Origin of the sequence: Actinomadura parmotrematis, assembly GCF_019458805.1 — a bacterium.
Taxonomy (GTDB): domain Bacteria; phylum Actinomycetota; class Actinomycetes; order Streptosporangiales; family Streptosporangiaceae; genus Spirillospora; species Spirillospora parmotrematis.
In genome coordinates, this window is the sequence record NZ_JAIBOA010000008.1 from 142,196 (window position 1) to 163,566 (window position 21,371).

15 protein-coding genes are annotated in these 21,371 nt (G+C 74.7%); 7 read left to right on the forward strand and 8 right to left on the reverse strand.

Translation table 11 applies throughout. From position 1 onward, the window contains the following. Positions 1 to 26: 26 nt before the first annotated feature. From rny to recA, 3 genes are all read right to left on the reverse strand, one after another. On the reverse strand, positions 27 to 1,568 hold the full coding sequence (gene rny, locus K1Y72_RS14475; RefSeq protein ID WP_220166815.1) for a ribonuclease Y: 1,542 nt from the start codon (positions 1,566 to 1,568) through the stop codon (positions 27 to 29). A 395-nt stretch (positions 1,569 to 1,963) separates the two neighbouring features. Beyond that, a complete protein-coding gene (locus tag K1Y72_RS37140; protein ID WP_308287074.1) occupies positions 1,964 to 2,809 on the reverse strand; it encodes a regulatory protein RecX in 846 nt (281 codons plus the stop codon). A 1,065-nt stretch (positions 2,810 to 3,874) separates the two neighbouring features. Continuing rightward, the gene (recA, locus tag K1Y72_RS14485) at positions 3,875 to 5,032 is read right to left on the reverse strand and encodes a recombinase RecA (protein ID WP_220166816.1); all 1,158 of its coding nucleotides are present in this window, start codon (positions 5,030 to 5,032) and stop codon (positions 3,875 to 3,877) included. 258 nt (positions 5,033 to 5,290) lie between these two features. Between recA and K1Y72_RS14490 the strand changes: the two genes are divergently transcribed. From K1Y72_RS14490 to K1Y72_RS14505, 4 genes are all read left to right on the forward strand, one after another. Continuing rightward, entirely contained in the window at positions 5,291 to 6,160 is an 870-nt protein-coding gene (locus K1Y72_RS14490) for an ATP-grasp domain-containing protein (RefSeq protein WP_220166817.1), read from the forward strand. 232 nt (positions 6,161 to 6,392) lie between these two features. Further along, positions 6,393 to 6,725: a hypothetical protein gene (locus tag K1Y72_RS14495; protein ID WP_308287075.1), complete on the forward strand. Its 333-nt coding sequence runs from the start codon at positions 6,393 to 6,395 to the stop codon at positions 6,723 to 6,725. A 3-nt stretch (positions 6,726 to 6,728) separates the two neighbouring features. Next, complete coding sequence (locus tag K1Y72_RS14500; RefSeq protein WP_220166818.1) at positions 6,729 to 7,886, forward strand: glutathionylspermidine synthase family protein; 1,158 nt, start codon at positions 6,729 to 6,731, stop codon at positions 7,884 to 7,886. A 34-nt stretch (positions 7,887 to 7,920) separates the two neighbouring features. Then, positions 7,921 to 8,385 (forward strand): DUF350 domain-containing protein, encoded by a 465-nt coding sequence (locus K1Y72_RS14505; RefSeq protein WP_220166819.1) that lies wholly within the window; start codon positions 7,921 to 7,923, stop codon positions 8,383 to 8,385. Positions 8,386 to 8,392: 7 nt separating this feature from the next. Here K1Y72_RS14505 and K1Y72_RS14510 read toward each other — a convergent pair whose 3' ends face one another. Continuing rightward, positions 8,393 to 8,587 carry a DUF3046 domain-containing protein gene (locus tag K1Y72_RS14510; RefSeq protein ID WP_220166820.1) on the reverse strand — a complete coding sequence of 65 codons (195 nt, stop codon included), beginning with the start codon at positions 8,585 to 8,587 and terminating at the stop codon, positions 8,393 to 8,395. A gap of 35 nt (positions 8,588 to 8,622) precedes the next feature. Next, positions 8,623 to 9,894 carry an alpha/beta hydrolase gene (locus K1Y72_RS14515; protein ID WP_220166821.1) on the reverse strand — a complete coding sequence of 424 codons (1,272 nt, stop codon included), beginning with the start codon at positions 9,892 to 9,894 and terminating at the stop codon, positions 8,623 to 8,625. Between the two features lie 91 nt (positions 9,895 to 9,985). On the opposite strand from K1Y72_RS14515, the gene K1Y72_RS14520 reads away from it, so the two are divergent. Further along, complete coding sequence (locus K1Y72_RS14520) at positions 9,986 to 14,614, forward strand: ATP-dependent helicase (protein ID WP_220166822.1); 4,629 nt, start codon at positions 9,986 to 9,988, stop codon at positions 14,612 to 14,614. A gap of 24 nt (positions 14,615 to 14,638) precedes the next feature. Here K1Y72_RS14520 and secA2 read toward each other — a convergent pair whose 3' ends face one another. Together secA2 and pgfA are read right to left on the reverse strand one after the other, a co-directional pair. Continuing rightward, on the reverse strand, positions 14,639 to 16,915 hold the full coding sequence (gene secA2, locus K1Y72_RS14525) for an accessory Sec system translocase SecA2 (RefSeq protein WP_220166823.1): 2,277 nt from the start codon (positions 16,913 to 16,915) through the stop codon (positions 14,639 to 14,641). Positions 16,916 to 17,040: 125 nt separating this feature from the next. Beyond that, positions 17,041 to 18,048 carry a cell envelope lipid trafficking protein PgfA gene (pgfA, locus tag K1Y72_RS14530; RefSeq protein WP_220166824.1) on the reverse strand — a complete coding sequence of 336 codons (1,008 nt, stop codon included), beginning with the start codon at positions 18,046 to 18,048 and terminating at the stop codon, positions 17,041 to 17,043. 350 nt (positions 18,049 to 18,398) lie between these two features. On the opposite strand from pgfA, the gene K1Y72_RS36240 reads away from it, so the two are divergent. Then, entirely contained in the window at positions 18,399 to 18,530 is a 132-nt protein-coding gene (locus tag K1Y72_RS36240) for a hypothetical protein (protein ID WP_258572425.1), read from the forward strand. Positions 18,531 to 18,543: 13 nt separating this feature from the next. On the opposite strand, the gene K1Y72_RS14535 is transcribed toward K1Y72_RS36240, so the two are convergent. Further along, a complete protein-coding gene (locus tag K1Y72_RS14535) occupies positions 18,544 to 19,761 on the reverse strand; it encodes an ROK family transcriptional regulator (protein WP_220166825.1) in 1,218 nt (405 codons plus the stop codon). 265 nt (positions 19,762 to 20,026) lie between these two features. On the opposite strand from K1Y72_RS14535, the gene K1Y72_RS14540 reads away from it, so the two are divergent. Continuing rightward, on the forward strand, positions 20,027 to 21,301 hold the full coding sequence (locus K1Y72_RS14540) for an extracellular solute-binding protein (protein ID WP_220166826.1): 1,275 nt from the start codon (positions 20,027 to 20,029) through the stop codon (positions 21,299 to 21,301). Positions 21,302 to 21,371 lie beyond the last annotated feature (70 nt).

The following is a 21,371-nucleotide window of genomic DNA, read 5'->3' on the forward strand; positions in this document are numbered from 1 at the left end:
CGCGCGGCCGGGCGGGCGGGCCCGCGCTACCGGGCGTACTCGGTGGCGCGGGACTCGCGGACGACGGTCACCCGGATCTGGCCGGGGTAGGTCAGCTCGTCCTCGACCTGCTTGGCGATGTCGCGGGCGATGACCTGCGCCTGGATGTCGTCCACCGCGTCGGGCTTCACCATGACGCGGATCTCCCGGCCGGCCTGCATCGCGAACACCTTCTCCACGCCCTCGTGCTTCTCGCGGGCGATCTGCTCCAGGCGCTCCAGCCGCTTGACGTACGCCTCCAGCGACTCGCGGCGGGCGCCGGGACGGCTGCCGCTGATGGCGTCGGCGGCCTGCGTCAGCACCGCCTCGACGGTGCGGACCTCGACCTCGTTGTGGTGCGCCTCGATGGCGTGCACGACGTCCTCGTGCTCGCCGTAGCGGCGGGCGATCTCGGCGCCGATCAGGGCGTGGCTGCCCTCCACCTCGTGGGTGAGGGCCTTGCCGATGTCGTGCAGCAGCGTGCAGCGCTTGGCCGACTCGACCGGCAGCCGCAGCTCCCCCGCCATGATCCCGGCGAGGTGCGCGGACTCGATCAGGTGCTTCAGCACGTTCTGCCCGTAGGAGGTGCGGTAGCGCAGCCGGCCGAGCAGCGCGATCAGCTCGGGGTGCATGTCGCCGATGCCGACCTCCACCAGGGCGTCCTCGCCGGCCCGCACGCAGAGCGCCTCGATCTCCTGCTTGCTGCGCTCGTGCACCTCCTCGATGCGCTGCGGGTGGATGCGGCCGTCCTGGACGAGCTTCTCCAGGGTGAGCCGGCCGACCTCGCGGCGCACCGGGTCGAAGCAGCTGAGCAGCACCGCCTCCGGCGTGTCGTCGATGATCAGGTTGACGCCGGTGGTGGTCTCGAAGGCGCGGATGTTGCGGCCCTCGCGGCCGATGATCCGGCCCTTCATCTCGTCGCCGGGCAGGTGCAGCACCGACACCACCGACTCGGCGGTCTGCTCGGCGGCGACGCGCTGGATCGCCAGCGTCACGATCTTGCGGGCGCGCTTCTCGCCCTCGGCCCGCGCCGCGTTCTCGATCTCCCGGGTGAGGGGGATCGCCTCGCGCTTCGCCTGGTTCTCGATGGCGGCGACGAGCTCGCCCTTGGCGGCGGCCGCGGTGAGCCCGGCGGCCTGCTCCAGGACGGCGCGGCGCTCGTCCTCGACGCGGGACAGCTCCTCCTTGCGGGCCTCCAGCGCGCGCTTGGTCTCGGCGAGCCGCCCGGACCACTCCTCCAGGCGGCGCATCTCGGCGTCCAGCCGCGCCTCCCGCTCGGCGAGCCGGCCCTCGCGGCGCTCCAGGTCCTCGCGCTGGGTCCGCAGCCGCCCGCGCTGCGTCTCGGCCTCGGCCGCGGCCGCGGCGCGGGCCGACCCGGTGATCTCCTCGGCCTCGGCGCCGGCCGCGCGGACCAGCTCGGCGGCCTCCTCGCGCGCCCGCGCGTTGATCTCCTCGACGGCGCGCCGCCGCCGGACGAGCACCGCCCCGACCACCGCCGCGCCCACCAGCAGGGCCGCCAGCAGCGCCGCACCCGTCAGGACGCTCGTCATGGGGCAGACCCTCCCTCGCCATCGGGCTCCGCGGGGTCGGAGTCCCGTCACGCGAGGATTCACCCGCACCCCGCGGGTACGCGACGACGCCCGGGCGCCGTGGCGCCGGGCCGCGGTCCTCGTCCCGGGATGCTGTCCCCTGCACCTCTCAGCTGATCGGACGTGCGCAGATGTATGACAATCCGCAGAGCGCGGAGTAACTCCTCACTGCCGTTACGGTAAGCGGCGGGGAGGTATTGAGCAAGCAAACGCCTGGCATTCCGGACTAACCGAACGCGCGCGTGAGGACTTCCTTACCGCCCCTGGCACGCCGCCACCTGCACGGACGCCGCCCTGTCCGAAACCCGTCCGGCTGTCAGGACCGCGTCAAGCCCGGCGTGTCTCCGGCGGCCGCGCTAGAAGCCGCCGTCCTCGTCGGCGTCGCCGTTGAGGACCTCCTTGACGACGCGGTAGGCCAGTCCCGGCGGGTAGCCCTTGCGGGCGAGCATCCCGACCAGCCGCCGGATCTGCTTCTCGCGGTCGACGCCGCCCACCGAGCGCAGCTTGCGCCGGACGAGCTCGCGGGCGGTCCGCTCCTCCTGCTCCTCGTCGAGGGTGTGGACGGCCTCCTTGACGGTCTCGTTGTCGACGCCGCGCTGCCGCAGCTCGGCGGCGAGGGCGCGCCGCGCCAGCCCCTTGCCGCTGTGCCGGGCGCGCACCCACGCCTCGGCGAACGCCTCGTCGTCGATGAGCCCGACGTCGGTGAAGCGGCCGAGGACCTTCTCGGCGACCTCGCCCGGGACCTCCCGCCGGCGCAGCGCCTCGGCGAGCTGCGCCCGCGTCTTGGGCGCACCGGTCAGCAGGCGCAGGCAGGTCTCCCGAGCCTTGGCCTCCCAGTCGACGGGCTTCTCGGGCCGCCTCTCCCCGACGCCCTCCCCCGCCTCCTGCTCTCCCTGCGCCTCATCCTCTCTCCGCCCAGCACGCGTACCCCGCCCGCCGAACCCCGACTCGCCGCCCTCGGCCCCCTTCCAACCCTGCCGCCCCCGCCGGCCGCCCTTCTTCCGTCCCTCCGGCCGCGAACCAGTACCACGCTCGCCCTCGGACGAGGTGTCCGTGCCGCCGCGCACCGAACCCCCGCTCGCCGCACCGCTCTTCCCGGACGGCCCGCCGAACAGACTCCCGCTGTCAGCGGGCACGGTGGCGCCGAGCGCCTCCAGCGCGGCCCGCACCTCAGCGACCTTGCCCCCCGCATCGACCTCCACCCCCTGACCGGCCGCCGCAGCCTTCCGCCCCCTCCGCACGCCCCCGCCCCGCGTCACGGACTCGACCGACGCAGCCGCAGCCGGCGCAGGCTCGGACGGCGCAGGCTCGGACGGCGCAGGCTCGGACGGCGCAGGCTCGGACGGCGCAGGCTCGGACGGCGCAGGCTCGGACGGCGCAGGCTCGGACGGCGTGAGGGCAGTTGGTGCGGGGGCAGCAGCCGGGCGCTTGGCCGGCTCTGGTTCGGCCGCCTCTTGTTCGACCGGCTCTGGTTCGGACGACGCGGACTCGGACGACGCGGACTCGGACGGCCCGGACTCGGACGGCCCGGACTCGGTCGGCGCAGGCTCGGTCGGCGCGGGGGCGGTTGATGCGGGCTCAGCAGTAGGGCGCTTGGCCGGCTCTGGTTCGATCGGCGTGGCGGTGGTCGGGGTGGGCTTGGCAGGCGAGCGCTTGGCCGGTGCGGGCTTGGTGGGCGCGGAAATGCGCGGTGCGGGCTTGGGGGGTTCGGGGTTGGGTGTGTGAAGGGGGTTGGTTGCAAGTTCGGGTTGCGTGGAGGTGTTGGGCGGGGTGGGGGTGTTCTCGGGTGTGGATGGTCGAGGGGTGGGGCGGGAGCGGGGGTTGCGGGTGGGGGGCTTGCGGGGCTGGTGGACCGGTTCGGTGGGGATTTCCGCTGCGGGGGTGGAGAGCCAGGGGTTGGCGGGGGTGGTCCCGTCGGGCCAGCGGGGCGTGGTGGTGGGCTTGCCGAGGTCGGCGAAGGGGCCGGTGGTGGCGGGGCGCCAATCGTCGGTGGCGGGCTCGGCCGGTTCGGCGGGGGTGGACGCGGGCGGTGCCTCGTCGGTCCACGGGTTGGCGGACGGCGCGGCCCAGGCCGGGCTCTGGTCAGGGGCGTCGTCGGGCATGCGGGGCCGTCCTCGGTGTCGGGCCGGGCGGCCGGACGGCGGGCGAGCGGCGGCGCCAACAGGGAAGTGCCGTGCACCGGAGTGCCGGGCAGAGGCGCCGCCGCCCCACATAAGGGATCATCGCCTACTCGCCGTCAGGATTCACCCGAATCGGCGGATCGTTCGTCAGGAATCGCCGGGCGCGGGCGTGGACGCGGCCGCGGGGGTGGCCGCGGACGCGGCCGCGGCCGCCTTGGTGGTCCTGGCCGACTTGCGGCCGGTGGAGGCCGCGGGCGCCGGCGCGGCGGCGGCCACCGGGGCGGCGTCGCCCTCGGCCGGCTTGTCGACCTTGGGGCCGATGCCCAGCTTCTCCTTGATCCTCTTCTCGATGCCGTCGGCCATGTCCGGGTTGGCCTTCAGGAAGTTGCGGGCGTTCTCCTTGCCCTGGCCGAGCTGGTCGCCGTCGCAGGTGTACCAGGCGCCCGACTTGCGGACGAAGCCGTGCTCGACGCCGAGGTCGATCAGGCCGCCCTCGCGCGAGATGCCCTGCCCGTAGAGCAGGTCGAAGTCGGCGACCCGGAAGGGCGGGGCCATCTTGTTCTTGACGACCTTGACGCGGACCCGGTTGCCGACCGCCTCGGTGCCGTCCTTCAGCGTCTCGATGCGGCGCACGTCCAGCCGGACCGAGGCGTAGAACTTCAGCGCCTTGCCGCCGGTGGTGGTCTCCGGCGAGCCGAACATGACGCCGACCTTCTCGCGGAGCTGGTTGATGAAGATGACCGTGGTCTTGGTCTGGTTGATCGCGCCGGTGAGCTTGCGCAGCGCCTGGGACATCAGCCGGGCCTGGAGGCCGACGTGGCTGTCGCCCATCTCGCCTTCGATCTCGGCGCGCGGCACGAGGGCCGCGACCGAGTCGATGATCACGATGTCGATCGAGCCGGACCGGATCAGCATGTCGGTGATCTCGAGCGCCTGCTCGCCGGTGTCGGGCTGGGAGACCAGCAGGGCGTCGATGTCGACGCCGAGCTTGCTGGCGTACTCGGGGTCGAGCGCGTGCTCGGCGTCCACGAAGGCGGCGATGCCGCCCTTGCGCTGGACGCTGGCGACCGCGTGCAGCGCGATCGAGGTCTTGCCGGACCCTTCGGGGCCGTAGACCTCGACGACGCGGCCGCGCGGCAGGCCGCCGATGCCGAGCGCGATGTCCAGCGAGATCGCGCCGGTCGGGATGACCTCGACGGGGGCGCGCGTCTCCTCGCCCATCCGCATGACCGAGCCCTTGCCGAACTGCCGCTCGATCTGGGCGAGGGCGGTCTCGAGAGCCTTCTCCCGGTCGTTCGCTGCCATGGGGTTCCCCTCCGTCTGGGTGCCTGTCGCGGGCCTGGTGGCTCTCGCCCGGCCGTGGTGGTGCGGTGTCGGGAACGACGTTACGGGGAGCCACTGACAGTTTCGAGGTCCCTGGATTCCTGTGGATAACGTCGCGTACGGCTCACAGCTTATCGAATATCCGTTCGATCAGTGCCGCGCGTGCCGATTCGCCCCGGATTCTCCGTGCGCCGGGCGCTCCGGCACCGTACGCTGGCGCCGTCCACGGAGGTCTCCATCATGACGCTGACCGTCCTCTTCTGCGTCGATCCGCTGCACCCCCGGCGCGTTGACCCCCATTTCTCCCGCGAGGCCGGCGCCGTGCGCGACCACTACGGGGAGCTGGCCCTCATCGACCACGAGGCGCTGCGCGCCGGCGACGCCGAGGCGGCCGTCCGGGCGGTCCCCCGCGACCTCGGCCCCGCCTGGTACCGCGGCTGGATGCTGAGCGGCGCCGAGTACACCGCCCTCGCCGGCGCCCTCAAGCGGCGCGGTGTGCAACTGCTCACCCATCCCGACGACTACCGGCGCGCGCACGAGCTGCCCGGCTGGCACGACACCTTCGCCGGCCTCACCCCCAACAGCGTGTGGCGCCCCCTGCCGCCCGGCGGCGACCCCGGCGCCCCGGGCGACCTCGCCGAGCTGGTGCGCCCGCTGCGCGCCGGGCCCGGCATCGTCAAGGACTACGTGAAGTCGCGCAAGCACGAGTGGGACGCGGCCTGCTACGTCCCCGACGTCAAGGACGCGGCGGGGCTGCGGGCGGTGCTCACCGCGATGATCGCCCTCCAGGAGGAGCACCTGGCGGGCGGCGTCGTCGTGCGCGAGTTCGAGCCGTTCGACGACGGCGGCGAGGCGCGGGTGTGGTGGGTGGACGGCGAGCCGGCGCTCGTCGGCCCGCACCCCGACGAGCCCGGCGGGGAGCCGCTGCCCGAGCTGGCCGCGGTGGCCCCGGCGGTGCGCGCCCTCGGCTGCCGGTTCATCACCACCGACCTCGCCCGGCGCCCCGACGGCGCGTGGCGGGTGGTGGAGGTCGGCGACGGCCAGGTGAGCGAGCTGCCCGCGTCCGCCGATCCGATGGACCTGTACGCCCACCTTCCCGTCCCCGACTGATCCGCGCCCGGCGGCGTCCGGTTCGTGCCGGAACGTCGTTGACCTTGCGGAACCGTAATACCGGTCCCTTCCGTCTCAGGATCGCCCACCCCTAAGCTGGGGCCCCGCGGTTGCGGATCGCCGCGCGGAAGGACCCCCTCCCGCGCCGTCCGGCCCTCCAAGGACGCCCGGTCATCCGAAGGACGTGTTCTCGTTGCCCCCTAACTCCCCCCGCCGGCTCAGCTCGCGAACGGTGTCGATCGGCATGGTGAGCGCCCTGTCCCTCACCATGGTCTCGGCCTGCTCACGGTCGACGACCGCGTACTGCGTCGACCGGCAGGCGCCCGGCCTCGGCCGGACGGCGGGCGGCTACAAGATCGTCCCGGACTACCTGTGCAACCGCGGCCAGATCGACACCGGCAGCCCGTACTACAGCCGCTACTTCTGGTACTACGGCGGCAGCCGCTCCGGCGGCTACATCTCGCACGGGCGCACCTACCGGCCCAGCAAGGGCAAGATCAAGTCCAGTTCGGGCAAGACCCTCAGCCGCGGCGGCTTCGGCGGGCACGGCCACGGGGGGAGCTGAGGCGTGCGCCGCGAGTTCAGCGACCCCCGCCCGGACTGGGCGGCGCGGGTCGAGGAGCAGGGCCTGTCCTTCCACCGGACGGCGCATCCCGAGCATCTCAGCCGCCCCTACTGGGACGAGTCGGTGCACTACGTCTTCGAGATGGACGAGGTGCTCGCCCTGGAGGAGACGGTCGAGGAGCTGCACCGCATGTGCCTGCAGGCGGTGGAGCACGTCGTCACCACCGGCCGCTACCAGGTGCTCGGCATCCCCGACTGGGTGGCGCCGCTCATCGAGGAGTCCTGGCGCCGCCGCGACCCGCACCTGTACGGGCGCTTCGACCTGCGCTACGACGGGAACGGCCCGGCCAAGCTGCTGGAGTACAACGCCGACACCCCGACCGCGCTGGTCGAGAGCTCGGTCGTGCAGTGGTACTGGCTGAAGGACGTCTACCCGGGCGACGACCAGTGGAACTCCATCCACGAGCGCCTCGTGGACCGCTGGAAGCGGATCGCGCCCGCCCTCGGCCCGTCCCCCGTCCACTTCGCGTGGACCAAGGAGGACGAGACGGGCGAGGAGGTCATGACGATCGCCTACATGCAGGAGACCGCCGAGGAGGCGGGCGTCCGCGGCATGGCGATCGCGATGGAGGACATCGGCTGGGATCCCGCGCGTGGCCGGTTCGTCGACCTGGCCGAGGAGGAGATCCGCACGCTCTGCAAGCTGTACCCGTGGGAGTGGATCGTCTCCGAGCCGTTCGCGCGCAGCATCCCGCAGGCGCCGACCGGCTGGATCGAGCCGATCTGGAAGATGGTCCTGTCGAACAAGGCGCTGCTGGTGCTGCTGTGGGAGCTGTTCCCCGGCCACCCGAACCTGCTGCCGACCTACCTCAACACCCCGTCGAACCTGACCTCCTACGTGCAGAAGCCGCTGCTCGGCCGGGAGGGCGCGAGCATGCGCATCGTCCTGCCGGACGGCGAGGAGCACCGCACCGACGGCGAGTACGGCCGGGAGGGCTTCGTCTTCCAGGAGTTCTGCCCGCTGCCCGACTTCGACGGCGAGCACCCCGTGCTCGGCGCCTGGGTGGTCGAGGACGAGTCGGCGGGCCTCGGCATCCGCGAGACCGCCGGCCTGATCACCGACGACACCTCGTCCTTCGTCCCGCACCGCATCGCCCTCTGACGGCGCCCGCGCACCATCCCCCTGAAGGAGAACCATGACGATCCTCGCGGCCACGGACAACGAGAGCCTCGGCCACATCCTGCTGGAGGGCTCCGGGGCCCTGCTCGCCTACGCCGGCGTCGGCCTGGTGCTGTTCGTGGTGGGCTTCTACATGACCGACCTGGCCGTGCCGGGCCGGCTGATCACGGTGATCCGCGAGCACCGCAACCCGAACGCGACGCTGCTGGCGTGCGCGTCCACGGTCGGCGTCGGCCTGATCGTGGCGGTGTCGATCTTCGCGTCGGGCGGCGACCTGGCCGAGGGCCTCACCCGCACCGCGGTGTTCGGCGCGGTCGGCATCGTGGCCCAGACGCTGGCCACGATGATCTTCGACCGGGCGATCGGGATCAAGGTGCGCTCGCTCGCCGACGACGCCGAGGACGCGCTGGAGCCCGCCGCGATCCTGCTCGCGGTGGCCAACCTGATGATCGGTTTCGTCGTCGCCGTCGCGACCTACTAGGAGCGCCCTACCGCAGGGAGGCGGGCACGTCGAAGGTCGCGACGACGGCCCGCCACACCTCCTTGGCGGCGACGCCGTCGGCCAGCGCCTGGTCGACGGTGCGCCCGCCGAGGGCGGCGATGACGTGGTCCTTCGCGACGCTCGCCGAGTAGGCGGGGCCGAACTGCTGGTCCATCCGCTGCCAGAACTGTGTGAGCCGCACGCGGCCACGCTATCCGACGCCGCGGGCGGCGCGGTTCAGGCGATGTCGCGGGCGACGTCCTCGGGCGCGCGCGGCGCGCGGTCCTGCTCGTACGCGCGGTGCAGGCCCGTCAGGTACCGCTCGACCCCCTCCACCACGCGGGCGGTCCGGTAGGACGGGAACACGTCGAAGGCGTGCTGGCCGCCCTTCATCTCGGCGTAGATGACGGGGGCGTCGGAGGCGTCGCGGAGCTTGGCGACGAAGCGGCGCGCCTCGGCGACGGGGATGAGCGAGTCCTTGCTGCCGTGGATGACGAAGAACGGCGGCGCGTCCGCGCGCAGGTAGGAGACCGGGGACGCCCGGGCGAACGCCTCGCGGTCGGTGGCGAAGGGCCGCTTGACGACGTAGCGCTCCATCAGCCGCGTGGAGCCCATCGGGACGGGCCACGGGCCCGGTTCCACGAGGTCGTACACGCCGTAGAAGGGGACGGCGCCGCGCACCGAGGTGTCCACGTCCTCGAAGCCGGGCTGGAACTCGGGGCGGTTCGCGGTGAGCGCGACCAGCGCCGTGAGGTGGCCGCCCGCCGAACCGCCGGTGACGCAGAGGAAATCGGGGTCGGCGCCGTATTCGGCGGCGTGCTCGCGGTACCAGGCGATGAAGTGCTTCAGGTCGATCAGGGGGTCGGGCCAGGTCGCGCGGGGGCTCAGCCGGTAGTTGACGTTGAACCCGGCCCAGCCCTGCAGCGCCATGTGGTTGAGCAGCGGCAGGCCCTGCTCGCGCTTGTCGCCGATGACCCAGGCGCCGCCGTGGATCTGCATCAGCCCGGGGCGCAGCGCGCCGCCCGCCTCGGGCCGGACGTCCTCGCGCGGACGGTAGACGTCCAGTTTCAGGCGGAGGCGGCCCTCCTGCCGGTAGACGACGTTGCGGTCCACGCGGACGCCGCGGCGCGGGATCAGGCAGAGCGGCGGGACGACCAGGTGCGAGCGCGGGTAGCGGGGCGCGCCTTCGGGGTCCAGGTCGAGGGGGGCGCCGCTCTCGCGCAGGGTGACGACGGTCCGGCTCGCCGCGACGATCGTCGCGGCGGTGCCGGCGGCGCCGAGGACGCCGAGCGCGAGGCCCGCCCAGCCGGGCCGGCCGTCCAGGCCGCCGAGCGCCGCGGCGGCGGCGAGGCCGGCGATCTCGGCGGCCAGCAGGTGGGGCGCCAGCTCGATGGCCAGCCAGCCGGCGAAGAAGCTCGGCACGAGCAGCGCCGGCTGCGGGCGCGGCAGGTAGGCGTTGACCGCGAGCAGCAGGGCCAGGGCGCCGAGGGCGAGCAGCAGGTACGGCATGGACCCGAGGATGCCCTGACAAGCGCTTGCTCACAAGGTGACGGGGGCCACCCCCCGCCGTTCTGTCGGACCCCCCAGGCAAGATGGGGGCATGAGCGATGACGTGCTGGAACGCTTCTCTCCGGCGACGCGCGCCTGGTTCACGGGGGCGTTCGCCGCGCCGACCGCCGCCCAGGCGGGGGCGTGGCGGTCGATCGCGGCGGGCGACAACACGCTGGTGGTCGCGCCGACCGGCTCGGGCAAGACGCTGTCGGCGTTCCTGTGGTCCCTGGACCGCCTGGCGACCGGCGCGCCGCCGGAGGACCCGCGGCACCGCTGCCGCGTCCTGTACGTCTCGCCGCTGAAGGCGCTCGCGGTCGACGTCGAGCGCAACCTGCGCGCCCCGCTCACCGGCATCCGGCAGGCGGCGCGCCGCCTGGAGCTGCCCGAGCCGGACGTGCAGGTCGGCATCCGCTCCGGCGACACCCCCGCCGACGAGCGGCGCCGCCTCGCCGCCAAGCCGCCCGACATCCTCATCACCACGCCCGAGTCGCTGTTCCTGCTGCTCACCTCGCAGGCGCGCGAGGCGCTGCGCGGCGTGGAGACCGTCATCGTCGACGAGGTGCACGCCGTGGCGGGCACCAAGCGCGGCGCGCACCTGGCGCTCAGCCTGGAGCGCCTGGACGCGCTGCTGGAGCGGCCCGCGCAGCGCGTCGGGCTGTCGGCGACGGTCCGGCCGCCGGAGGAGATCGGCGCGTTCCTCGGCGGCGCGCGCCCGGCGGTCGTCGTGCAGCCGCCCTCGGACAAGGTCTTCGACCTCGACATCGTCGTGCCCGTCGAGGACATGGGCGAGATCGGCTCGTTCACCGACGACGCCGGCGACGCCGACCCGCGCCAGCGCAGCATCTGGCCGCACGTGGAGGACCGCCTCCTCGACCTCATCGAGGCGCACCGCTCCACCCTGGTCTTCGCCAACTCGCGGCGGCTCGCCGAGCGGCTCTGCGGCCGCCTGAACGAGCTGGCCTTCGAGCGCGCGGGCGGCGGCGCCGGCGAGCGCGGCGAGGGCGAGGGCCTCGCCCGCATCGGCGAGCGGGACGTGCGCCGCGCCGTCACACCGCCCTCCCCCGCGCAGGTCATGGCGCAGGCCGGGGCGCTGCGCGGCGTCCCCGCCGAGATCGCCCGCGCGCACCACGGGTCGGTGTCCAAGGAGGAGCGCGCCGTCATCGAGGACGCGCTGAAGCAGGGCCGCCTGCCCGCCGTCGTCGCGACCTCCAGCCTGGAGCTCGGCATCGACATGGGCGCGGTCGACCTCGTCGTGCAGGTCGAGTCGCCGCCGTCGGTGGCGAGCGGGCTGCAGCGCGTCGGCCGGGCCGGCCACCAGGTCGGCGCGGTGTCCAAGGGCGTGCTGTTCCCCAAGTACCGGGGCGACCTCGTGCAGACCGCCGTCGTCGCCGAGCGGATGCGCGACGGCCGCATCGAGGAGCTGCGCTACCCGCGCAACCCCCTGGACGTCCTTGCCCAGCAGATCGTCGCGATGGTCGCGATGGACGAGTGGGCGGTCGACGAGCTGGAGACGCTCGTCAAGCGCGCCGCCCCCTACGCGACGCTGCCGCGGTCGGCGCTGGAGGCCACCCTCGACATGCTCGCGGGCCGCTACCCGAGCGACGAGTTCGGCGAGCTGCGGCCCCGCCTCGTCTGGGACCGCGTCGCGGGCGTGCTCCGCGAGCGGCCGGGCGCGCAGCGCCTCGCCGTCACCAGCGGCGGCACGATCCCCGACCGCGGCCTGTTCGGGGTGTTCCTCGCCGGCGAGAAGTCCTCGCGGGTCGGGGAGCTGGACGAGGAGATGGTCTACGAGTCGCGGGTCGGCGACGTGTTCGTGCTCGGCGCCTCGTCCTGGCGGATCGAGGACATCACCCCCGACCGCGTCCTGGTCTCCCCCGCCCCCGGCCAGCCCGGCAAGCTGCCGTTCTGGCACGGCGACGCGCTCGGCCGCCCCGTCGAGCTCGGCCGCGCCCTCGGCGCGTTCACCCGCGAGCTCGCCGAGCTGCCCGCCGAGGCCGGCCGCGCCCGCGCGGGCGCGGCGGGCCTGGACGGCTGGGCCGCCGCGAACCTGGTGTCCTACCTCGGCGAGCAGCGCGAGGCGACCGGCCACGTCCCCGACGACCGCACCCTCGTCGTCGAGCGGTTCCGCGACGAGCTCGGCGACTGGCGGATGGTCGTGCACTCCCCGCTCGGCGCCCGCGTGCACGCGCCCTGGGCCCTCGCGATCGCCGGGCGGCTGCGCGAGCGCTACGGCGTGGACGCCCAGTCCATGCACGCCGACGACGGCATCGTCCTCCGCATCCCCGACATGGACGAGCCGCCGAGCGTCGACCTCGCGGTGTTCGACGCCGAGGACGTCGAGCGGATCGTGGTGGACGAGCTCGGCGGGTCGGCGCTGTTCGCCGCCCGGTTCCGCGAGTGCGCCGCCCGGTCCCTGCTGCTGCCGCGCCGCCGCCCCGACCGGCGGACGCCGCTCTGGCAGCAGCGCCAGCGCGCCGCGCAGCTCCTCGGCGTCGCGAGCCGCTACCCCTCGTTCCCGATCGTGCTGGAGACGATGCGCGAGTGCCTCCAGGACGTGTTCGACGTCCCGGGCCTCGTGCAGGTCATGCGCGACCTGTCCGGCCGTAAGCTGCGGCTGGTCGAGGTCGAGACGCCGCAGCCGTCGCCGTACGCGCGGTCGCTGCTGTTCCACTACGTCGGCGCGTTCATGTACGAGGGCGACTCGCCGCTCGCCGAGCGCCGGGCGCAGGCCCTCGCGCTCGACTCGGCGCTGCTCGCCGAGCTGCTCGGGCAGGCCGACCTGCGCGAGCTGCTCGACCCCGAGGTGATCACCGAGACGGAGCGGGAGCTGCAGCGCCTCGCCCCCGACCGCCGCGCCCGCGACCTGGAGGGCGCCGCCGACCTGCTGCGCGGCCTCGGCCCGCTCACCACCGGCGAGGTCGCCGAGCGCTCGGCCGAGCCGCCCGCGGCCTGGCTCGCCGAGCTGGAGGCGGCCCGCCGCGCCATCCGCGTCCGCATCGGCGGCGAGGAGCGCTGGTGCGCCATCGAGGACGCGGGGCGGCTCCGCGACGCGCTCGGCGCGCCGCTGCCGGTCGGCGTCCCGGAGGCGTTCCTGGAGATCGTCGACGATCCGCTGGGCGACCTGGTGTCCCGCCACGCCCGCACGCACGGCCCGTTCCGCGCCGCCGACGCCGCGCTGCGGTTCGGGCTCGGCGCGGCGGTGGTGACCGAGACGCTGCGGCGCCTCGCCGCCGCGGGCCGCGTCGTCGAGGGCGAGTTCCTGCCCGCCTCGGCCGTCGCCGGGCCGCTCACGGGCGAGTGGTGCGACGCGGGCGTGCTGCGGACGCTGCGGCGCCGGTCCCTCGCCCGCCTCCGCGCCGAGGTCGAGCCGTCGCCGCCCGAGTCCCTCGGCCGGTTCCTGCCCGCCTGGCACGGCGTCGCGGGCGGCTCCCGGCTGCGCGGCATCGACGCGCTCGTGCAGGCGGTCGAGCAGCTCCAGGGCGCCGCGGTGCCGGCGTCGGCGCTGGAGTCGCTGATCCTGCCGTCCCGGATCGCCGGGTACACGCCCGCGCTGCTGGACGAGCTGACCTCGGCGGGCGAGGTCGTGTGGGCCGGGCAGGGCTCGCTGCCGGGCGGCGACGGCTGGGTGTCGCTCTACCTCGCCGACTCCGCGCCGCTGCTGATGCCCGCCCCCGCGGAGATCACCGTGACGCCCGTCCACCAGGCGATCCTGGACGCGCTGGACGGCGGCGGGGCGCTGTTCTTCCGCATGCTGTCCGACCGCGTCAACGCCGCGGGCGTCACCGCCGGCGACGCCGACCTCCTCACCGCCCTGTGGGACCTGGTGTGGGCGGGCCTGCTCACCAACGACACCCTCGCGCCGCTCCGCTCGGCCCTCGGGTCGGGCCGCCCGGCGCACCGGTCGCGCTCGACGGCGCGGCGCGGCCGTCCCGTGCTGCCCTCGCGCACCGGCCCGCCGGCGGCGGCCGGGCGCTGGTGGCCGCTGCCCGAACGCGAGGGCACCGCGACGCTGCGCTCGCACGCGCTCGCCGAGGCGCTGCTGGAGCGCTACGGCATCGTCATCCGCGGCGCGGTCGCCGCCGAGCGGACGCCCGGCGGGTTCGCCGGCGTCTACCCGGTGCTGCGGGCGTTCGAGGAGAGCGGCCGGTGCCGCCGCGGCTACTTCGTGGAGGGCCTCGGCGCCGCCCAGTTCGCGCTGCCGGGCGCCGTCGACCGGCTGCGCGCGCTGCGCCCGGCCGAGCCCGCCGTCCCCGACGACCTGGCGGGCCTGTGGGAGGCGCCGGCGCAGCGCGCCGACGCGGGGCGCCGCGCGCTGGTCCTCGCCGCCGCCGACCCGGCCAACCCCTACGGCGCCGCGCTGCCCTGGCCGGAGCGTCCCGGCGAGTCCGCGAGCGGCCACAAGGCCGGGCGCAAGGCGGGCGCCCTCGTCGTCCTCGTCGACGGCCGCCTCGCCCTCTACGTCGAGCGCGGCGGGAAGACCCTGCTGACCTGGGGCGACGACATGGACACGCTGCGCCCGGCGGTGGACGCCCTGGCGCTCGCCGTCCGCGAGGGCGCCCTCGGCCGCCTCACCGTCGAGAAGGCCGACGGCGAGTCGATCAACGACTCGCCGCTCGCCGCCGCCCTGGAGTCCGCGGGCTTCCACCCCACCCCCCGGGGCCTCCGACTCCGCGCCTGACCGCCCCGTCCCCGGCGGGGCGGGTCAGCGCCTGCCGCGGCGGAACAGGGCGACGAGGCCCTTGAAGGCGCGCTCGTCGAGGCTGCCGAACGGGTTGTCGTGGACGAGGTAGGTCCAGGTCGCCGACGGGCGGGTGAGGCCGGCGGCGTCCAGGTCGATGGCGCCGCCGGCGGCGGTGAGCTGCTCGAACGCCTTCACGCTGCGCTCGCGGGCCTGCACCGGCAGGCGCTTGCCCGCCGGGACGGCCTCGCGGTTGAACTCCACCAGCGGGTCGAGGCCCCGGCCGAGGGAGCGCAGGTGGATGCCCTCGCGCAGCTCGGCGAGGTAGGCCAGGTGGTCGGCCCACACGCGGTCGAGCTGGTAGAGGCAGACCTGCCGGGCGGCGTCCGCGACGGCGTCCGCCCCGGCCTCCTCGACCAGCTCGGCGTGCTTGGCGGCGGCGTGCTCGGCCATGGTGCGGTCGCCGAGGTCGCCGTCCAGGACGCCGTCGCGCTCGGCGAGCAGCGCCGCCCGCTGCAGCCCGATCAGCCGGTTGTACCGCCAGGTGTTGCGGTGGATCTCCAGGTCGACGCCCTCGGCGACGCGCTGCGCGTGCCCGACGATCCAGTCGGCGCCCTTGTCCTCGACGAGGCCGTCGTCGCCGGCCGGCCCCTCGTACCGCTCGTCGGGCGCGTAGCGGGTCACCAGGTCGTCCTGGAGGCTGGCGAGGAACACTGACGCGCCCGGGTCGCCCTGGCGGCCGGCGCGGCCGCGCAGCTGGTCGTCCAGGCGGCTGGAGTGGTAGCGGCCGGTGCCGATGACCAGGAGGCCGCCGAGGTCCGCGACGCCGTCGCCCAGGCGGATGTCGGTGCCGCGCCCGGCGATCTGGGTGGACACGGTGATCGCGGCGCGCTCCCCCGCCCGCGCGATGATCGCGGCCTCCTCGGCGTCGTTCTTGGCGTTCAGCACGACCGGTTCCAGGCCCGCCCTGCGCAGCCGCCGGGCGAGGCGCTCGGACGCGGCGACGTCCTCGGTGCCGACGAGCACGGGGCGGCCGGTGGCGTGCGCCGCGGCGATCTGCTCGACGACCGCGACGTCCTTGTCGGTGGCGGTCGCGTACAGCCGGTCGGGCCGGTCGTCGCGGACGCACGGCCGGTTCGGCGGGACGACGGCGATCTCCAGCGCGTAGAACTCGCGGAGCTGGTCCGCGACCGCCAGCGCGGTGCCGGTCATCCCGGCGCGGCGCGGGTAGCGGCCGATCAGCTCCTGCACGGTGAGGGAGTCGAGGATCTCGCCGCTCGGCGAGGACGCCAGCGCCTCCTTGGCCTCCACCGCCGCCTGCAGCCCGTCCGGCCAGCGCTGCAGCAGCGCGACCCGGCCCCGCGACTCGCTGATCAGCTTCACCGCGCCGTCGCGGACGATGTAGTCGACGTCGCGGTGCAGCAGCGCCTCGGCGTGCAGGGCGACGTTGACGGCGGTGAGGGCGTCCAGGTTCTCCGGCGCGTACAGGTCGATGCCGCCGAGGGCGCGCTCGACCTCGCGGGCGCCCGCCGCGGTGAGCTGGACGTTGCGGTTCTCGCCGTCGGTCGTGTAGTCGCGGCCGGCCCGCAGCCGCCGGGCGAGGTCGGCGTGGGCGGGGTCGGCGGCGTCGAGGTCGGTCGCGCCGGCGAGGACGAGCGGCACCATCGCCTCGTCCACCAGCACCGAGTCGGCCTCGTCGATCAGCGCGACCGACGGGGCGGGCTGCACCCGGTCGGCGGCGCCGGTGACGAGGCGGTCGCGCAGCAGGTCGAAGCCGACCTCGCTGACCGGCGCGTAGGCGACGTCGGCGGCGTAGGCGGCGCGGCGCTCCTCCGGGGTGGAGGACTGGCCGATCCAGCCGACGGTGACGCCGAGCAGGTCGTACAGGGGCCGCATCCACTCGGCGTCGCGGCGGGCGAGGTAGTCGTTGACCGACATCAGGTGGACGCGCTCGCCGCGCAGCGCGTACCCGGCGGCGGCGAGCGCGCCCGCGAGCGTCTTGCCCTCGCCGGTCGCCATCTCCGCGACGTGGCCCGACAGCAGCGCGAGCGTCCCGACGAGCTGGACGTCGAAGGGCCGCTCGCCGAGGGCGCGCTCGGCGGCCTCGCGGCCGAGCGCGCAGAACTCGGCGAGGTCCTCCTTCCCGCGCAGGGCGGCGGCCGCGGCCGTCAGCTCGGCGTCCGTCAGCTCCCGGACGCGGCCGGCGCGCTCGCCGGCCCGCGCGACGACGGCCTGGAAGGGCGCCAGGTCGGCGCTGCCCGGCCGCTGCACCAGGCGGCGGAACCGGTCACGCAACGCCATCTCGGCACCTCCGATACTCGATCACGCATTCCCAACGGACCCGCGCGGCGGGCCGTTCCCCGCCGCGCCGGCCGTCTGCCGATCATGTATACCCGTGCCGGGGCGCCCCGGACCGCACCGGAGGCCTACCTCGCCTGCTGCTGAGCCCGGCGCCGCGGGCGGAGCAGGGCCGCCGCGGTGAGCAGCAGGCCGACGCCGCTCGCGGCGAGCGGCAGGACGGTGCGCAGCAGCGTGATCGTGAGGGCGCTGTCGCGGGACTTGTCGGCCAGGTCCGCGCGGACCTTCGGCGTCATCCGCAGGTCCATGTCGGCGGCGACGAGGGTGCCCCGGCCGCCGGGGCCGTGCAGGACGGTGGAGACCTTCTGGTGGCGGTCGACGGTGACGCCGGTGCGCGGGTCCACCCAGATGGTGACGTCGGCGGCGTAGTACCGGTCGGCGGGCACCGCGGCGTCCTCGCCGTGGCCGGCGGGCAGGCCGAGCAGCGAGCGCGGCATCGCCGGGACGGTGCCGACCTTGGTCGGCGGGACGTGCTGGACGAACCGGTAGGTCCGGATGCCCTCGACGGTGTCCTGCCCGGCGTAGCGGGCGGGCCAGGCGCGGCGGGTGCCGGAGTCGTACAGCGGGTAGTCGGCGCGGTCGACGCCGATCGGCCAGAACAGCCCGAGGCCCTCCTGCCGGACGCGGGTGTCGCCGTCGAGGGCGGCGCCGCAGCAAGTGGACAGCCGCCCGGTGCGGCGGTCGAAGGCGAACCGCTGGGTGGACAGGGTGACGCGGGTGCCGCGGTCGAGGTCCTCCAGCGCGGAGAAGGAGTCCCAGACGGCGGTGTCGCCGGTGCTGCTGCCGGGGGCGCCGCGGACGGTGCCGGTGTAGGTGAGGGTGGCGCCCCGGACGGTCTTCAGGGCGCCCTGGTCGAAGTAGGTAGCGCCGGCCGCGACGAGCGTCGTCGTCTGGTAGATGTCGGTCGGGGCGACGATGAGCTGCGGGGCGATGTAGAAGCGCGTGAGCGGGCCGAGGGCGGTGAGGCAGACGCCGGCGGCGAGGAGGGCGCCGCGGCCGGGGCCGACGCGCAGCCGCCGGTCGGGGGCGGGCGCGGGGGGCGGGGGCAGGACGCCCGTCTGCTCGGATGCTGACATGGACCCTCCGGGGGTGGGACGGCAGGGACGATTCCTGGCCTCCCCCGAAAGCGGCCCGGGCCGCCGCGCACCGGACCGCCGCCGTGGCGGCCCGGCGGTCCCGCGACCCGTGCGTGCAGTATGTCCCGGGCGGGCCCGGCGCGCCATCGGTCTGATCGCCGGTTCCGGCCGCGCCGCCCGCCCCGCGCGTCCCGGCCGGCCCGTCCCGGGCGGGCCGGGACCGGGGGCCCGCAGGTCGGAGGCCGATCTCCTCCCTGGGGTGGATTCGCGCCGCCACCGATTCCTGGGATGATCCTGTGACACGGGGATGCGGCGGTCCGGGGAAAGGCCGCCGCGGAACGGGGTTCGCCATGATTGCCAAGACGCGCTACGAGGCCGCGCAGCGGCGCCGGCGCCGGATCATCAGCCGGACGGTCCTCGACCGCGCCCTCCAGGACGCGCGCCGCGACGCGCCCGCCGAGGCGGCCGAGCCGGCCAAGTAGGCCGCCGGGCGGGTCAAGCCCCGGCGGAGAACACCTCGTCGCGGGCCTGCTCCAGCGCGGCGTGCAGCGCGCCGCGCAGCACCGGCGCGCCGTCCACCTCGGTCACCTCGACGGTCGGCCGGGTCGGGGTGATGCGCCCGACGACGCGCTCGATGCGGGCGGCGAGGGGCCGGCCGCCGGCCCGCCCGAGCTGCCCGGACAGCACCACCAGGCCGGGGTCCAGGACGATGTTGACCGACGCGACGCCGTAGGCGATGCGGCTGGCGAGCTCGTCCAGGAAGGCGCCGCCGCCGTCCTCGTCGGCGGCCGCCGCCCGCACGCACTCGACGGCGGTCGGCTCGGCGACGCCGTGCCGGTGCGCGAGCTCGCGGACGGCGTCGGCGCCGACGAGCGAGCCGTAGCCGCCGGCGAGCGCCGGGATGCCCCAGCTGGTCGACTCGGTGACGCCCTCCGAGCGCGGCGCCGGGCGGGCGGTGCCGACGGCGAGCGGGACGCCGGGGACGGGCAGGTAGCCGATCTCGCCGGCGCCGCCCGAGCGGCCGCGGTGCAGCCGGCCGCCGATCGTGACCGACAGGCCGATGCCGCGGTCGAGCCAGACGAGCGCGAAGTCCTCCGCGCCCCGCGCGGCGCCGTAGGCGCGTTCGGCGAGCGCGGCGAGGTTGACGTCGTTCTCGATGGTGACGGGGCGGCGCAGGTCGGTGCGGAGCGCGGCGAGGACGCCCTCGTGCCAGGCGGGCAGGTCGAACGCGAACTGCACGTCGCCCGAGCGGGGGTCGACGACGCCGGGGGTGCCGATGACGAAGGCGCTGAGCCGGTCGACGCCGACCTTGGCCGACCGGCACGCCTTGACCACGGCGCTGTGCACCAGTCTGACGGGGTTGTCGGATCCGTTCGGGTCGACGGTAACCTGGGCCGCGATACGCCCCGTGATGTCGGCGACGCCCGCGGTCACGCCCTTCGGGCCGACCTCCAGCCCGGCGACGTAGGCGCTGGACGGCACCACGGCGTACAGCGCGGCGTTCGGCCCGCGGCCGCCCGCCTGCGCGCCGACGACCTGGACCAGGCCGCGCTCCTCCAGCCGGGACAGCAACTGGGAGGCGGTGACCTTCGACAGCCCCGTGCGCTCCCCGATCTGGGCGCGGGTGAGCGGTCCCTGCCCCACGAGCAGGTCCAGCGCCGCGCGGTCGTTGAGCTCGCGCAGCAACCTCGGCGTCCCCGGCCGGTTGGCCATGCCGCACCCCTCGAAGTCTCAATCCGCTAACGAGCGGTTTTGTTTAGGAAAGTTTCTTGTTAGTTTACCCGCAAGCGCCCCGGCGCCCCTCCCCGAGGGGCCGGGAACGCGGCGCAGCAGCAGTACGCCAAGTGGCGAGCAGGGCGCCCGCGAGCGGTGCCGAGGACGAGATCGGGCATGGACCCCGACCCTAGAGGGTCGGGGCCGGGTCCGAAGGCACCGCGGGCCGGACGGCACGCGAGGCGATGCCGGAAAGGAACCCCCCATGAAGTACATCAAGATTGCGGCCGCGACGGCCGCGATCGCCCTGGCCGCCACGGCCTGCGGCGGCTCGGACGACAAGAAGGACGACTCGTCGGCCGCCAAGGACCCGGCCCAGCTCAAGGTCTGGATGATGGGCGAGGGCACGCCCGAGCAGACCAAGTTCCTCGACGGCGTCGAGACGGACTTCAAGCAGAAGCACCCGAACACCGACGTCGTCGTCAAGTACGTGCCGTGGCCGCAGGTCGCCGCGACCTTCCAGAAGGCGACGGCGGGCGGCGAGGGCCCCGACGTCACCGAGGTCGGCAACACCGACGTGCAGTCGCACGTGGCGTCCGGCGACTTCGCCGACATCTCCGACGAGTACGGCAAGTGGAGCGACGGCTCGACGCTGAACAAGTCGGCGCTGGAGAACGACAAGTCCGACGGCAAGGTGTACGGCGTGCCGTGGTACGGCGGCGTCCGGGGCATCTGGTACCGCAAGGACTGGTTCACCGAGCTGAACATCGCCCAGCCGAAGACCTGGGACGAGCTGCGCGCGGCCGCCAAGAAGATCCAGGACGCCAAGAAGGTCCCGGGCATCGGCGCGCCGAGCGACCAGACCAACGCCCTGGTCTCCTTCATCTGGGGCAACGGCGGCGAGGTGGCCACCAAGGACGGCGGCAAGTGGGTCGGCAAGCTCGACCAGCCGCAGGCCAAGGAGGCCGTCGAGTACTACGCCGGCCTCGTCTCCAAGGACAAGGTCGCCCCGACCAAGTACATCGGCAAGAACGAGCTGCAGGGCCCGCAGCAGGACTTCGCGCTCGGCAAGCTCGGCATGTACATCGACGGCAGCTGGGCGCTCGCCCAGATGAAGAAGATCAGCCCGAAGAACGCCGCGAACTGGGCGGTCTTCCCGATCCCGTCGAAGACCGGCGGCAACGCGCCGACGATGGCGGGCGGCTCGGACCTCGCGGTGTGGAAGGACTCCAAGGCCAAGTCCGCGGCGTTCGACTACATCACCGTGCTGAACGACGCCAAGAACGCCAAGGCGTGGGCCGACCTGTCCGGCTTCTCCTCGATGCGCTCGGACGTGAAGTTCTCCGACCCGGTGCTGGAGCCCTTCACCGCGATCGCGGGCAACACCAAGTTCACCCCGATCAGCGCCGGCTGGGCCGAGTTCGAGCAGTCCAAGAAGGTGCTGCCGAACGCGCTGAAGGCCATCATGCAGGGCAAGTCCGCCGACGGCGAGCTGAAGAAGGCCAACGAGCAGGCCAACAGCCTGCTCAACGCCTCCTGACGCCCGCCGCCCCTCCCGGGGGCGCGCTCCCCCGAGGCCCCCGCCCCCTGCCCTCCCGCCTGATCGGACC

Bases quoted from the DNA above. Each gene is read 5' to 3' on its own strand.
- rny (WP_220166815.1), bottom strand. From the start codon at position 1,568: ATGACGAGCGTCCTGACGGGTGCGGCGCTGCTGGCGGCCCTGCTGGTG.
- recA (WP_220166816.1), bottom strand. From the start codon at position 5,032: ATGGCAGCGAACGACCGGGAGAAGGCTCTCGAGACCGCCCTCGCCCAG.
- K1Y72_RS14490 (WP_220166817.1), top strand. From the start codon at position 5,291: ATGACGCTGACCGTCCTCTTCTGCGTCGATCCGCTGCACCCCCGGCGC.
- K1Y72_RS14505 (WP_220166819.1), top strand. From the start codon at position 7,921: ATGACGATCCTCGCGGCCACGGACAACGAGAGCCTCGGCCACATCCTG.
- K1Y72_RS14515 (WP_220166821.1), bottom strand. From the start codon at position 9,894: ATGCCGTACCTGCTGCTCGCCCTCGGCGCCCTGGCCCTGCTGCTCGCG.
- K1Y72_RS14520 (WP_220166822.1), top strand. From the start codon at position 9,986: ATGAGCGATGACGTGCTGGAACGCTTCTCTCCGGCGACGCGCGCCTGG.
- secA2 (WP_220166823.1), bottom strand. From the start codon at position 16,915: ATGGCGTTGCGTGACCGGTTCCGCCGCCTGGTGCAGCGGCCGGGCAGC.
- pgfA (WP_220166824.1), bottom strand. From the start codon at position 18,048: ATGTCAGCATCCGAGCAGACGGGCGTCCTGCCCCCGCCCCCCGCGCCC.
- K1Y72_RS36240 (WP_258572425.1), top strand. From the start codon at position 18,399: ATGATTGCCAAGACGCGCTACGAGGCCGCGCAGCGGCGCCGGCGCCGG.
- K1Y72_RS14535 (WP_220166825.1), bottom strand. From the start codon at position 19,761: ATGGCCAACCGGCCGGGGACGCCGAGGTTGCTGCGCGAGCTCAACGAC.
- K1Y72_RS14540 (WP_220166826.1), top strand. From the start codon at position 20,027: ATGAAGTACATCAAGATTGCGGCCGCGACGGCCGCGATCGCCCTGGCC.